Raw genomic sequence first — 13,176 nt, 5'->3', positions numbered from 1 at the left:
CTCAGCCCGTCCGGCGTTTGAGGACGAGCGCCGTTCAGGCGCGATAGGGGGTGCAGGGGGCGGAGCCCCCGCCGGGGTTCGAGGGGCGGAGCCCCTCAGCGGGTCTGGGGCGCAGCCCCAGGGCCAGGCACCCTCCAACCCCCTCTACGGGCGGGTGGGTGGGCAGACCCCCCGGGGTCTGGGGCGGAGCCCCAGGGGCCGGGCCCATCCAACCCGCTGTGCGGGTGGGTGGGTGGGCAGACCTCCGGGGTCTGGGGCGGAGCCCCAGGGCGCCCCGGCGCCCCGGGGCCGACCCGGGAAGGGGGTCAGGGGGAGGGGGTGATGGTGGCGCGGACCTCGCCCAGGGAGAGGGGGACGCCGTGGGGCCCGGGGGCCCAAGCGGTGAGGGTCACCTCGTCCCCGTCCTCAAGGAACGCCCGCTTCCCGCAGGGAAGTTCGAGCGGCTCGGCCCCGTTCCAGGTGAGCTCCAGCAACGACCCCCGCTGCGAACGCCCCTCCCCACTCACCGTCCCCGAGGCGAACACGTCCCCCGTACGCAGCGACGCCCCGTTCACCGTCATGTGCGCGAGCTGCTGCGCCGCCGTCCAGTACATCGCGGAGAACGGCGGCTCGGCCACGACGGTCCCGTTGATCGACACCGTGATGCGCAGGTCGAACCCGCCGGGCACCTCCTCCGCGGAGTCGTCCAGGTAGGGGAGCAGCGGGAGGTCCCGGGCCGGCGGCGCGACGCGGGCCGCCGTCAGGGCCTCCAGAGGGGTGACCCACGCCGAGACCGATGTCGCGAAGGACTTGCCGAGGAAGGGACCGAGCGGCACGTACTCCCAGGCCTGGATGTCCCGCGCCGACCAGTCGTTGAGCAGGAACAGACCGAAGACGTGGTCGTCGAAGGAGCCCAGGTCCACCGGAGTGCCGAGGCTCGACGGCGTACCCACGACGAAGCCGACCTCGGCCTCGATGTCCAGCTTGACCGAGGGGCCGAACAGGGGGGCCGGATCCGTCGGCGCCTTGCGCTGCCCCTGCGGACGGACGACGTCCGTGCCGGAGACCACGATGCTCCCGGACCGGCCGTGGTAACCGATGGGCAGGTGCTTCCAGTTGGGCGTGAGCGCCTCGCCGTTGGGCCGGAAGATCTTGCCCACGTTGGTGGCGTGGTGCTCGCTCGCGTAGAAGTCGACGTAGTCGGCGACCTCGTACGGCAGGTGCAGTTCGACGGCCGAGAGCGGGTGGAGCAGCGGCTCTATCACCGGGCGGTGCGCGGGCACCGTCACCCAGGCGGTGAGCGCGCGGCGCACATCGCGCCAGGCCGTACGCCCCGCGGCGAGCAGCGGGTTGAGGCTCGGCCGGGCCAGGAGCGCCGCGTACGGCGAGCCCAGCGCGTGCGCCGCCGCCCCCGCGTCCAGGACGTGGTCGCCGATGCGGACGCCGACCCTGCGGTCCTCGGGGTGGCCCGGCGTGGAGAAGACGCCGTACGGAAGGTTGTGCGGGCCGAAGGGGTCGCCCTCGGCCAGTTCGAGCGGGCTCTGCTCGGACATCGGTGCCTGCCTCGCTTTCCACGGGTGTGGGTGACACGTTACGTCGGCGGTGCTCGGCGCGGCAGTGCCCAAAGAGTGCCCGATGTCCCGAAATGCCGTACCCGGAAGGGGGAGTTCCGCGGTCTCCGCAGACGGGACGGGCCCGCGCGAGAGGCCATCGGGGCCCGCCCGGGCAGAGGAGGCCTAGCCCGCCTCGCGGGAGATGCGGCGTTCCCACGTCCGGTGGAACACCACCTCACCCCCCTCCCGGCACACCACCTCGTCCGATGTCACGAAATCCGCCGCGTCGCACCGGACCTCCGACCGCGTGTCCACCCTCACGTCCCACCCCGACTCCGCCCGGTGCAGCCGCACCTGCCAGGTGGAGAGGGTCCGGGCGGACAGCGGGTCGCTCTCCTCGATCGTGTACGTCTCCCGCGCGTCCTCCGTGCATTCGAGGCCGTCGGGATGGACCCGCGTCCCCCCGTGCCGCGGGTCGACCTCAAGGCGCCATTCGCCCTTCGCCACGTCCCGCACCACGAGGCGCTCGGGGCGCGGCTCGTCCAGGGGCGCCGGGTGGGAGACGCCGAGGGGCTCGGACTGTTCGGGGTCGGGGAAGGCGATCGTGTCGGTCGCGGTGGGCTCGCGCAGCGGGAGGTCGAGCGAGGAGCCGGCGGGGTCGAGCGTGAAGCCGACCGAGTCGGCCTGGGGCCAGATCCACGGCCAGTACGCGGAGGACACCGCGAGCCGCACGCGATGGCCCGGCGGGAAGGCGTGGCCGATGGCGCTCAGATCGAAGGTCACGTCCTCCGTGGCGCCCAGCGGCCAGGCGTCGGCCCGGTCCCGGCCGTGCCGCGCGGACAGGTTGAGCACACCTCGCGTCACCAGCGTCGACGAGCCGTCCGGGGCCACGTCGCAGAGCCGGGCGATCGCCTGGCCGAACGGGACGTCCATGCGCAGCCGCAGGGTGACCCGGGGGCGTCCCAGGATGTCGAGGGGGCCCGATTCCGCCGGGACCGGGAAGTCGAAGGCGGCCGAGCGGGCGTCCTCGGCGCGCTGGTCGGGAGGCAGGTCGGCGTCGTTGCCCAAGGGGCGGAAGGAGCCCGCGTCGAGGCCGGTGTGCTGGGGCGAGCGGACCTGCACGGGCGGGCCCTGGAGCGCGTACGTGACCGGTGTGACGTGGGGCGACGGCCAGGCGGGGTCGCCGACCCAGCGGCCCGGGAGCTGGGCGTACGTCGTGGCCGGAGGGTGCGACTCGCTGATCCAGGAGCGCAGCAGCGGCTCCTTCATGACGCCCGTCTCCTCGCCCTTGAGGTGGTGGTCCCACCAGCGCAGGGTCTCCTGGAGGAAGCCGATCGCGGGGCCGGGGGGCCGGCCGCGGTCCGGATACTGGTGGGACCAGGGGCCGATCAGACCGCGCACCCGGTCGGCCGGGAGGTGTTCCACCAGGCGGAGGACCGTGTCCCGGTACGGGTCGTGCCAGCCGCCCACCGCGAGCACCGCCGCCTCGATCGCGCCGTGGTCCTCGGACCCGCCGCCGTGCCGCCAGTAGGCGTCCTGTGTCTGGTGGGCGAGCCAGATGTGGAGGGGCGGCGCCACCGCTTCGAGCCGTTCCAGCCACATTTCGCGCCATTTTTCCCCGACGTGGGCGGGGTCCGGCGGGCATGAGGCGAGGGCGAGCAGGGCGGCGGCCCGGGCGGGCATGGCGGCGGCGAGCACCGAACCGCCCAGGTAGTTCGCGCCGTTGTCGTAGCGGTCGTCGGCCGAGCAGACCGTCACGACCGCCTTGAGCGGCTCGGGGGCGAGGGCCGCGATCCGGAGGCTGTCGAACCCGCCCCACGCGATGCCGAACATGCCGACCCGGCCGGTGCACCAGGGCTGTTGGGCAAGCCAGTTGACGACCGCGACCCCGTCGGCGAGCTCGGCCGCGTCGTGCGCGTCGCCGGGCAGCCCCTCCGAGCAGCCGTACCCGCGCACGTCGACCCGGACCGAGGCGTAGCCGTGCCCTGCGTACCAGGGGTGGCGCTGCCAGTCGCGCGGCGCCGTCCGGTCGGTGAGACGGTGCGGGAGGTATTCGAGCAGCGCGGGCACGGGCTCATCGGTGACCGGGCGCCAGACGCGCGCGTAGAGCAGCGTGCCGTCGGGCAGCGGGATCCGGACGTCCGCGCGCTGGGTCTCGTAAGGGAACTCGGTGCGGATGTGCATGGCGGCGACCTCGGCGCTCCGGGCAAAGGGTTCACTCCTGATCAAATGAGCTGATCAAGAACATACCGGGGTTCAAAGGACTGTGCGCGAGGGGTGACGGGAAGGCGCCCATGGTGATCGAACAGCGACCCGATACGCTGACTTGAGTGAAGGCAGCGACACATCGACAATCCGTGTGATCGTCAGCAGACAGGAGTACCCCTCGTGACCGTCGTCGGGCCGTTCGGTCTTAGCGTGCGGGACCAGGCACTTGAAGCCGATGTCCAGACCGGATTGGCGGCTGTCGAGGCGGGACTGCTCGATGCCACCAAGAGCGAGGTCCCGTTCATCACGGAGGCCGCGCAGCACCTCATCCGTGCAGGTGGCAAGCGTTTCCGCCCGTTGATCGTGATGCTGGCCGCCCAGTTCGGCGATCCCTACGCGCCGGGCATCGTGCCCTCGGCGGTGGTCGTCGAGCTCACCCATCTCGCGACGCTCTACCACGACGACGTGATGGACGAGGCCGATGTGCGGCGCGGCGTGGACAGCGCCAACGCCCGCTGGGGCAACTCCGTGGCGGTCCTCACGGGTGATTTCCTGTTCGCACGCGCCTCGCACATACTGGCGGATCTCGGCCCGGAGGCCGTACGCATTCAGGCCGAGGCGTTCGAGCGGCTCGTCACCGGCCAGATCCTGGAGACCGCGGGCCCCCGCGACGGGCGCGACCCGGTCGACCACTACCTCGACGTGCTGTCCGGCAAGACCGGCTCCCTGGTCGCGGTCTCGGGCCGGTTCGGCGCGATGATGTCCGGCGCCGACGAGTCGGTGGTCGACATCCTGACGCAGTACGGCGAGCGCCTGGGCACCGCCTTCCAGCTCGCCGACGACGTCCTGGACATCGCCAGCGACTCGCACGAGTCCGGCAAGACCCCGGGCACCGACCTGCGCGAGGGCATCCCCACCCTGCCGGTGCTCCACCTGCGGGCCCAGGCCGCGCAGTACGGCCGCCCGGAGGACCTGGAGCTCGTGGCACTGCTCGACGGCGACCTCGCCGACGACGCGCGGCACGCGGAGGCGCTGCGCCGGCTGCGTGTGCACCCGGCCCTGGAGCAGGCCCGCAAGGACACGGTCCGCTACGCCGAGGAGGCGCGGGCCACGCTGGCGCCGCTGCCCTCCGGGTACGCGAAGTCCGCCCTGGCGGAGCTCTGCGACGCGGTCGTCCACCGCGCGGGCTGACGGGGCGGCCTGACGGGGCTGCCTGAGGAGGCGGCTTGAGGAGGCTGCCTGAGGCGGCGGGCCGACGAGCACGGGTCGACGGGCGCCCCCTGGGGGCGCCCCCCCCCACGCGGGGGAGCCGCGCGTCCCTGTCGGGGGAGCCGTCTCAGGGTCGTGTCATCCCAGAGAGGTACACGAGGTTGCTCCCGGGGGCTGACGCTTCGCGGCGGTCGATTTGGTCAGATGGTAAGCACCACTCCTGACCAATTCGGGTGAGAATGGCGGCGCGGGGTGGAACTGAGCACGACGGACGGACGCCGCCGACCACGGAGGTAGGGCACACATGGCACCGAACGACAGCGCACAGGCCACCGGCGAAGCCACGGACCCGGGTGCGGGGCGCCGCAAGGCGGCGCGCTATCTCGTCCCGGTCGCGGTGGCGGGGGTGGCGGCGGCGACCATCGGTCTCGTCCCGGCGCTCGCCGCGGCCGGTGACCCCAGTCTGCCGAAGATCAGCGCGCAGCAGCTCATCGAGAAGATGGCCGCGTCGGACACCCAGCAGCTCTCCGGCACGGTGAAGATCAGCACGGACCTGGGCCTGCCCGGCCTCGGCAGCCTCGGCTCCTTCGCCCCCAAGGGCGGCGGCGCCGAGAAGTCGGCGTCCCCGGACGCGAAGCTCACCGAGCTCGCTTCCGGCACCCACACCCTGCGCGTCGCGGCCGACGGCCCCGACCGCCAGAAGGTGTCGATCATGGAGGACGCGGCCGAGTACAGCCTGATCCACAACGGCGACGACGTATGGGCCTACGACAGCGGAGCCAACCAGGTCCACCACTCCCGGCACGCGGCGGACGGGGCGCGGGAGCACGGGAAGAAGACGCCGGAGGCCGGCATACCGACCACCCCGAAGGCGCTGGCCGATGAGTTCCTGAAGAACGTCGACCCCACCACCGCGGTGTCGGTGGACGGCACGGCGCAGATCGCCGGGCGGGACGCCTACGAACTCCTGATCAAGCCGAAGCAGTCCGGCTCGACGATCGGTTCGGTCCGGGTGGCGGTGGACGCCAAGACGGGCGTGCCCCTGAAGTTCACGCTCTCGCCGAGCGCGGGCGGCAAGGCCGTGGTCGACGCGGGCTTCACCAAGGTCGACTTCTCGAAGCCGTCCGCGAGCACCTTCGCGTTCACCCCGCCCAAGGGCGCGAAGGTGACCGAGGACGACGGCAAGCGGGGCGACCACGGGAAGCAGACCTTCAAGCCCGAGCAGGGCCTGCCCGGCGGCCTCGGCTCCTTCGGGGACGCCAAGAACACCAAGGTGATCGGCAAGGGCTGGACCGCCATCGCCGAGCTCGACACCGGCGGCAAGGGCCTGCCCAAGGCGGACGGGAACAAGGGCGGCGACGCCCAGAAGTTCCTCGACTCCCTCGGCGACAAGGTCTCCGGCCCGTTCGGCTCGGGCACGGTCTTCAAGACCCGTCTGGTCAACGCCCTGATCACGGACAACGGCAAGGTGTACGTGGGTGCCGTGACAAAGGACGCGCTGGTGGCAGCGGCCAACTCGGCCAAGTAGCAAGGAGGTTGGGGGAGGCGGCCACCGAGCCGCCGCCCCCGGCCCGAGCCGGCCCCGCAGGGGCCCGGGGGCCTCGACCCCCGGATCGGGAAGGGGGCGGGGTGGACGACAGCTCGGCGGTCATCGAGACGCGGGGCCTCAGCAAGCGGTTCCGCGGCGGCCAGCTGGCCGTCAACGGGCTGGACCTCACGGTTCCGCGCGGCAGCGTGTTCGGCTTCCTCGGCCCCAACGGCTCCGGCAAGACCACCACCATCCGCATGCTGATGGGCCTCATCGAGCCGACGTCCGGCACCGCGCGGCTCCTGGGCAGCCGCATGCCGGGAGCGGCCCGCGCCGTGCTGCCGAAGGTGGGCGCCCTGATCGAGGGGCCGGCGCTCTACGGGTTCCTGTCCGGCCGGGACAACCTGCTGCGGTACGACGCCGCCGACCCCACGGCCGACCCGCGCACCCGCGGCGCCCGGGTGGGCGCCGCCCTGGACCGGGTGGGGCTCACGGCGGCGGCGGGCAAGAAGGCGCGGGCGTACTCGCTGGGCATGAAGCAGCGCCTCGGCCTGGCCTCCGCGCTGCTCCAGCACCGTGAGCTGCTCGTCCTGGACGAGCCGACGAACGGTCTTGACCCGCAGGGCATGCGGGAGATCAGGACGCTGATACGGGAGCTGGCACAGGACGGCACGACGGTCTTCCTGTCCTCGCACCTCCTCGACGAGATCGAGCAGGTCTGCTCGCACGCCGCGGTGATGAACCAGGGCCGGCTCGTGGTGCAGGGCGAAGTGGCGGAGCTCGCCGCGGGCGCGCGCGGGCGCCTCGCGGTCACCACCCCGGACACCGGGGCGGCGGCCCGCCTGCTCAAGGAGCGCGGGATCGCCGATGTGACGGTGGCCGGCGAGGACCGGGTGACCGCCGAACTGCCGTCCGCCGAGGTCGAGTTGGCGGACCTCAACGCCGATCTCGTACGGGCCGGGGTGCGGGTGCGCGGCTTCGCGGCCGAGCGCGCCTCACTGGAGGACGCCTTCGTCGCGCTGACCGGGGAGGGTTTTGATGTCGCGGGCTGAGATCGCCGAGCAGCGGGCGCCGCGGGCCGAGCCGGGCCGGCGCCCGAGCGTGCTGTGGTCGCTCGGGCTCTTCCGCTCCGAGCTGGTCACGGTGCTGCGCCGCTGGCGCACGCTCGCGCTGCTCGGGGTGCTGGCGGCGGTGCCGGTCCTGATCGGCATCGCGGTGAAGGTCGACACGGGCGGTGGCGGGGGAGGCGGTGGTGAGGGCGGCGGAGGCGGGCCCGCGTTCATCACGCAGATCACCAACAACGGCCTCTTCCTGGTCTTCGCGGCCCTCGCGGCCACCCTGCCGGTGTTCCTGCCCATGGCCGTCGGGGTGGTGGCGGGCGACGCGGTGGCGGGCGAGGCCAACGCCGGCACCCTGCGCTACCTGCTGGTCGCCCCGGCGGGCCGCACCCGCCTGCTGCTCGCCAAGTACGCGTCCGTCCTCTCCTTCTGCCTCATCGCCACGCTTGTGGTGGCGGTCTCCGCGCTCGCGGTCGGTGCGCTGCTGTTCCCGCTCGGCGACGTCACCACGATCTCGGGGACGCGGATCACCTTCGGCGACGGGTTGGTGCGGGCCGTGGCGATCGCCGGGGTGGTGGCGCTCTCGCTGTCCGGGATGGCCGCGCTCGGCCTGTTCGTCTCGACGCTGACCAACAGCGGCATCGCGGCGATGGCCTCTACGGTCGGGCTGCTGATCACGGTCCAGATCCTGGGCCAGATACCGCAGTTGCACGCGATCGGGCCGTATCTCTTCCCGCACTACTGGCTGTCCTTCGCGGACATCCTGCGCGAGCCGGTCTACTGGGACCAGCTGGTGAAGAACCTCGAACTCCAGGCCCTGTACGTGGCGGTGTTCGGTTCGGCGGCCTGGGCCCGCTTCACCACCAAGGACATCACGGCGTGACGACGGGGCTCGTGACGACGGGTCTCGTGGCGAGGGGGTCGGCGGGGCGGCCCCCTGGTGAACCCGGCACGCGGGACCATCGGACGGGTTTGGAACGGAGCGGTCGTGCGAGCCGACCCCCGTCCAGCTCGACACGACACGTTCCGTTTCCTCTGCCATTCTTGGAGGAGTGGCCCGGACTGTCAATCCGGTTCGGGACCGGCTCGTAGAGTGAGGACATGATCACGTCGCCGGAATCCGCCCCGAGCCCCAGGCGCCGCAGTGAGAAATCGCGCCGGGCGACGCTCTCGGCCGCGTTGGACCTGTGTGCTCAGGACGGATACGGCAAGGTCACCATCGAGGCCATCGCGGGCAGAGCCGGGGTCAGCAAGAAGACGATCTACCGGTGGTGGCCGACGAAGGGCGCGGTGCTGCTCGACGCGGTGACCGATCTGGTGGCGAACAACTCGCCGCTGCCCGACACCGGTGACATCGGGGCGGACCTGCGCACCCACATCGGCAGCCTGGTCCGCCTCTTCGAATCGTCCATGCTCGGCCCCGCCTACCGGGGGATCCTCTCCCAGGTGCTGTACGACGAGGAGTTGGCCACGGCGGTCAACGATCAGCTCGTCATTCCCCGGGTCGCCCTGGTCTACGAGCGCATGCGCGGCGCGCAGGCGGTGGGTCAACTGCCTCCGGACGCCGACCTTCCGCTGGCCGTGGAGATGATGTACGGCCCGCTGTACTACCGCCACTCGCTCGGGAGGCCCATGCCCGGGCCCGAGTTGGTCGAGATGATGGTGGCCCACGTCGTCCGCGCGCTGTGGGCGACGGCGGAGCAGGGCTGAGGCGCGAACGCGCCGGGGGGGGGGGGGGGGGGGCGGGGGCGGGGGCGCCCCCCCCCGCGGGGGGGCGGGGGGGGCGGGGGGGGGGGGGGGCGCGCGGGGGGGGGGGGGGGGCGGGGGGGGGGGGGGCCCGCGCCCCCGCCCCCCGCCGCCCCCCCCCCCCCCCCCCCCCCCCCCCCCCCCCCCCCCGGCCGGGTTCTGGCACGAGGTCCGGGGCCCGTGGGACGGCCCGGGCGGTCGCGTCAGAAGGTGAGCTTCCAGCTGTTGAGGTAGCCGGTGTCCTGCGGTCCCTTGTCCTGGAGCTTCAGCTTCCAGGTGCCGTTGGCGACCTCCGATGAGGCGTTCACGGTGTACGTCGTGTTGATGTTGGGCGTGGAGTCGGACGACGAGTTGTGCAGCCGGTAGGAGCGTCCGCTCGGCCCGATCAGGTCGATGACCAGGTCACCGCTGTACGTGTGGACGACGTTGACGGCGACCTTCAGAGTGGCGGGGGCGTTGCCGGTGCGGCCGGAGACGCTGATCGAGGACGTGACGGCCGGCCCGGGCGAGTCCGGGACGGTGAGGTCCGTGGTGTTCTCGAAGGAGCTGCCCGGGTCGGGCGGGGTGGTGCCCCCGGAGGCGGCCAGCTGCCACAGTGCGTACGCGATGGCGTCGCTGTTGTGGTCCAGGGCCGTGGTGTCGATGTTGGAGCTGGTGTCGCAGGAGGCGTGGTAGCAGGCGTCGAACTCCTGGCCCACCGAGCCGCCCCACTTCTGGGCCTGGGCCGAGGTCTTGGTGTAGTCGGCGCCGGAGAACAGGCCGCCCACGGGAATGCCCACGTTCTTGAACGGGGCGTGGTCGGAGCGGCCGTCGCCCTCCGTCTCGATCTCGGTGGGGATGGAGAGGGTGGCGAAGTAGTCCTTGAAGACCTTCTCCAGGGTGGGGTCGTCGTCGTAGACGAAGTAGCCCGGGTTCGGCGAGCCGATCATGTCGAAGTTCAGATAGCCCGAGATCTTCGAACGGTCGCCGCTCGCCAGGGAGTTGACGTAGTAGCGGGAGCCGACCATGCCCAGCTCCTCCGCGCCCCACCAGGCGAACCTGAGGTGCTTGTCGGGCTTGAGCTGGGCGCGTGAGACGGCGAGCGCGGTCTCCAGGATGCCGGCCGAGCCGGAGCCGTTGTCGTTGATGCCGGGGCCCGCGGTGACGGAGTCGAGGTGGGCGCCCGCCATGACGGTCTGGGAGGTGTCGCCGCCCGGCCAGTCGGCGATCAGGTTGTAGCCGGTGGCGCCGGAGGAGCTGAACTGCTGGACGGAGGTGGTGAATCCGGCCGCGTCCAGCTTGCCCTTCACGTAGTCGAGCGAGGCCCGGTAGCCGGACCGGCCGTGCGCCCGGTTGCCGCCGTTGGCGTTGGCTATCTGCTGCAACTGGGCGAGGTGCGCCTTGACGTTGGCGACGGGTATGTCGGGCGCGGCGACGGCCGCGGGGCTCGCGGTGGCGGGGCTCGCCGACGTCGCGGGCGCGGCGTGGACGGCCGGGGCGAGGAGTCCGACGGCGAGCGTGGCGGTGGCCAGCGCCGCGCCCGCGGCCAGGGTGCGGGGGGAGCGGGAGGGATGCCTGGGGTGGCGGGAGTGCGTGGAGTGCTGGGAGTGCATGGGGGGCTCCGTGTTCCGTTCGGGGATGGGGACGGAAACGCGTGCCCGATGGTCAAGGAGAGGTACAGGGGTCGTCAAGAACGGTAATCGGCCAGGGGTGTTCTCTTTCCGGACGCCCAAGGGGAGCTGAATGGGAGGCCAACTCGCGCTATATGGCAGGCAATTGGGGTATGTCCGCCGGGGGTGCCCCGGCCCGGGGGTGGGGGCGGGCCGGGGTGGCCCCGGGGTGGTCCGGGGTGCCGGGGTGTGCGGCGCTCCCGCTGTGCTGGGCCCGTGCCTGGGCTCCGCACCGGCTGGGTCGGGGTTGTGTTGTGGCTGGGCCTCGGGGTGGTGGGGGGTTTGGTGGGCGGGGGTTGTGGCGTGCTCGGGGTTTTCCGGGGTGTCCGGATGCCGGACGGCGACCAGATCTCTGCCCGCTCGGCCGGCCGTGACGGGGTCGAAAGGTTCTGGCCCTTGGGGCTGGGCCCCGGGGGGTTTGCCCACCCACCCGCCCGTACAGGGGGTTGGATAAGCCCGGCCCCCTGGGGCTGCGCCCCAGACCCCCTGAGGGGCTCCGCCCCTCGGACCCCGGCGGGGTTTGCCCGCCCACCCGCCCGTGCGGGGCGCTGGAAGGGTTCGGCCCCTGGGGCTGCGCCCCAGACCCGCTGAGGGGCTCCGCCCCTCTGACCCCGGCGGGGGCTCCGCCCCCTGCACCCCTTTCGGGGGCTGCGCCCCCGGGCCCCCCTTCGCGCCTGAACGGCGCTCGTCCTCAATCGCCGGACGGGCTGAGGTTGCCGGTGTGGCCCAGCACCCGCCCTGCCAGGGGCGCGGGGAACTGCGCGAGAAGCGACCACGGTTCGCAGATGCCCGGGGTTGAGAAGCGCGGGGAACTGCGCGAGACGGGCCGGGATGCACGTGCGGGCCGACACCAGCCCTGCCAGGGGCGCGGGGAACTGCGCGAGAAGCGACCACGGTCCGCACACGACCCAGGGTTCAGCAGCGCTGGGCAACCGTTCGCCCGGCCAGAACTCGACCCCCCAGGGGCGCGAGGAACTGCGCAAACCCGGCCACCCCGAGCACCCAGCCCCCGCAGACCCCGGGGCGCTACGGACCCTGCGGCTCGGGCGCGCGCGGCTCCGGCGGGGTCGGCGGCAGCGCCCCCGGGGCGGGCGCGGGGCTCACAGGCGTCCCCGGGGTGGCCGCAGGGCTCAACGCCCCCGGGGTGGTCGCAGGGATCCGGGGCGGGAGAGGGCGGCGGGCTCGGTGGGTGGTGTGTAGGGCGTCCCAGGTCAGTAGCGTCAGCGCCAACCACACCAAACCGAACCCCGCCCACCGCTCCGGCGGCATCTCCTCGTGGAAGTACACGATGCCCAGCAGGAACTGGAAGACCGGCGCCAGGTACTGCAACAGCCCCAGCGTCGACAGCGGCACCCGGATCGCCGCGCCGCCGAAGCAGACCAGCGGGATCGCGGTGACCACCCCGGTCGCCGCGAGCAGCGCCGCGTGCCCGGGGCCGCCGGTCGTGAACGTGGCCCGCCCCTCGCCGCCCAGCCACAGCAGATAACCCACGGCGGGCAGGAACTGCACGGCCGTCTCCGCGGCCAGGGATTCGAGACCGCCCAGGTTCACCTGCTTCTTCACCAGCCCGTAGGTCGCGAAGGAGAACGCCAGGACGAGGGAGATCCAGGGCGGCTGCCCATAGCCCACGGTCAGGACGACGACCGCCGCCGCACCCACCCCCACCGCGATCCACTGCACCCGCCGCAGCCGCTCCTTGAGGATCAGTACGCCCATCGCGATGGTGACCAGCGGATTGATGAAGTACCCGAGCGAGGCCTCCACCACGTGGCCGGAGTTCACCGACCAGATGTAGAGGCCCCAGTTGACCGTGATCACCGTCGCGGCCACGGCTATCAGACCCAGCTTGCGCGGCCGGCGCACCAGCTCGCCGATCCACGCCCAGCGCCGCATCACCAGGAGCACCGCGGCGACCACGACGAGGGACCACGCCATCCGGTGGGCCAGGATCTCCAAGGCGTCGGCCGGCTTGAGCAGCGGCCAGAACAGGGGGACCAGGCCCCACATTCCGTACGCGCCGATCCCGTACAGCAGCCCGGCCCGCGCACGGCCCCGCGCGTCCTCGGCCCGCCCCATGCCCAGGGCGTCCACACCCGGTGCGTCCACACCCGACACGTCCATGCCCGGTGCGTCGACGCCCGGCGCGTCAAGAGCGGACGCGTCAAGAGCGGGCGCGCCCATCCCCGCCGGCTCCCCGGCCCCTCGCTGTCCCACAGAATCCGTGGCCATCGGCCCTCCCTGCGCGC

Annotated in this window: 9 protein-coding genes; 5 read left to right on the top strand and 4 right to left on the bottom strand. The window is 72.8% G+C overall.

What is annotated here, in order from left to right; genetic code table 11:
* Window positions 1-305 precede the first annotated feature (305 nt).
* Window positions 306-1,532, bottom strand: a complete 1,227-nt coding sequence (fahA, locus tag ACGF3I_RS22695) for a fumarylacetoacetase (RefSeq protein WP_393134706.1) — start codon at window positions 1,530-1,532, stop codon at window positions 306-308.
* 183 nt (window positions 1,533-1,715) lie between these two features.
* A complete protein-coding gene (locus ACGF3I_RS22690; RefSeq protein ID WP_393134704.1) occupies window positions 1,716-3,716 on the bottom strand; it encodes a CocE/NonD family hydrolase in 2,001 nt (666 codons plus the stop codon).
* A gap of 204 nt (window positions 3,717-3,920) precedes the next feature.
* Here ACGF3I_RS22690 and ACGF3I_RS22685 point away from each other — a divergent pair, with 204 nt between their 5' ends.
* From ACGF3I_RS22685 to ACGF3I_RS22665, 5 genes are all read left to right on the top strand, one after another.
* The gene (locus ACGF3I_RS22685) at window positions 3,921-4,931 is read left to right on the top strand and encodes a polyprenyl synthetase family protein (protein ID WP_393134702.1); all 1,011 of its coding nucleotides are present in this window, start codon (window positions 3,921-3,923) and stop codon (window positions 4,929-4,931) included.
* Window positions 4,932-5,253: 322 nt separating this feature from the next.
* Entirely contained in the window at window positions 5,254-6,477 is a 1,224-nt protein-coding gene (locus tag ACGF3I_RS22680) for an outer membrane lipoprotein carrier protein LolA (protein WP_393134700.1), read from the top strand.
* A gap of 101 nt (window positions 6,478-6,578) precedes the next feature.
* A complete protein-coding gene (locus ACGF3I_RS22675) occupies window positions 6,579-7,529 on the top strand; it encodes an ABC transporter ATP-binding protein (protein WP_393134698.1) in 951 nt (316 codons plus the stop codon).
* Window positions 7,516-8,418 (top strand): ABC transporter permease, encoded by a 903-nt coding sequence (locus ACGF3I_RS22670; protein ID WP_393134696.1) that lies wholly within the window; start codon window positions 7,516-7,518, stop codon window positions 8,416-8,418. Before ACGF3I_RS22675 ends, ACGF3I_RS22670 begins: the two co-directional genes overlap by 14 nt.
* A 218-nt stretch (window positions 8,419-8,636) precedes the next feature.
* A complete protein-coding gene (locus ACGF3I_RS22665; RefSeq protein ID WP_393134694.1) occupies window positions 8,637-9,245 on the top strand; it encodes a TetR/AcrR family transcriptional regulator in 609 nt (202 codons plus the stop codon).
* A 239-nt stretch (window positions 9,246-9,484) separates the two neighbouring features.
* Here the strand turns inward: ACGF3I_RS22665 and ACGF3I_RS22660 are convergent, their stop codons facing one another.
* Together ACGF3I_RS22660 and rarD are read right to left on the bottom strand one after the other, a co-directional pair.
* Window positions 9,485-10,873, bottom strand: a complete 1,389-nt coding sequence (locus tag ACGF3I_RS22660; RefSeq protein ID WP_393134691.1) for a M28 family metallopeptidase — start codon at window positions 10,871-10,873, stop codon at window positions 9,485-9,487.
* A gap of 1,083 nt (window positions 10,874-11,956) precedes the next feature.
* Complete coding sequence (gene rarD / locus ACGF3I_RS22655; protein ID WP_393134729.1) at window positions 11,957-13,006, bottom strand: EamA family transporter RarD; 1,050 nt, start codon at window positions 13,004-13,006, stop codon at window positions 11,957-11,959.
* Between the last annotated feature and the right edge of the window lie 170 nt (window positions 13,007-13,176).

Source organism: Streptomyces sp. NPDC048111, from assembly GCF_043202815.1.
Taxonomy (GTDB): Bacteria; Actinomycetota; Actinomycetes; order Streptomycetales; family Streptomycetaceae; genus Streptomyces.
Note: the sequence above shows the minus strand (reverse complement) of the source record. Positions and strands in the feature narration are given on the sequence as shown.

What these genes read in the sequence shown, in the direction of transcription:
- ACGF3I_RS22690 (WP_393134704.1), bottom strand. Translation starts at nt 3,716, where the DNA reads ATGCACATCCGCACCGAGTTCCCTTACGAGACCCAGCGCGCGGACGTC.
- rarD (WP_393134729.1), bottom strand. Translation starts at nt 13,006, where the DNA reads ATGGGGCGGGCCGAGGACGCGCGGGGCCGTGCGCGGGCCGGGCTGCTG.
- ACGF3I_RS22680 (WP_393134700.1), top strand. Translation starts at nt 5,254, where the DNA reads ATGGCACCGAACGACAGCGCACAGGCCACCGGCGAAGCCACGGACCCG.
- ACGF3I_RS22660 (WP_393134691.1), bottom strand. Translation starts at nt 10,873, where the DNA reads ATGCACTCCCAGCACTCCACGCACTCCCGCCACCCCAGGCATCCCTCC.
- ACGF3I_RS22670 (WP_393134696.1), top strand. Translation starts at nt 7,516, where the DNA reads ATGTCGCGGGCTGAGATCGCCGAGCAGCGGGCGCCGCGGGCCGAGCCG.
- fahA (WP_393134706.1), bottom strand. Translation starts at nt 1,532, where the DNA reads ATGTCCGAGCAGAGCCCGCTCGAACTGGCCGAGGGCGACCCCTTCGGC.
- ACGF3I_RS22665 (WP_393134694.1), top strand. Translation starts at nt 8,637, where the DNA reads ATGATCACGTCGCCGGAATCCGCCCCGAGCCCCAGGCGCCGCAGTGAG.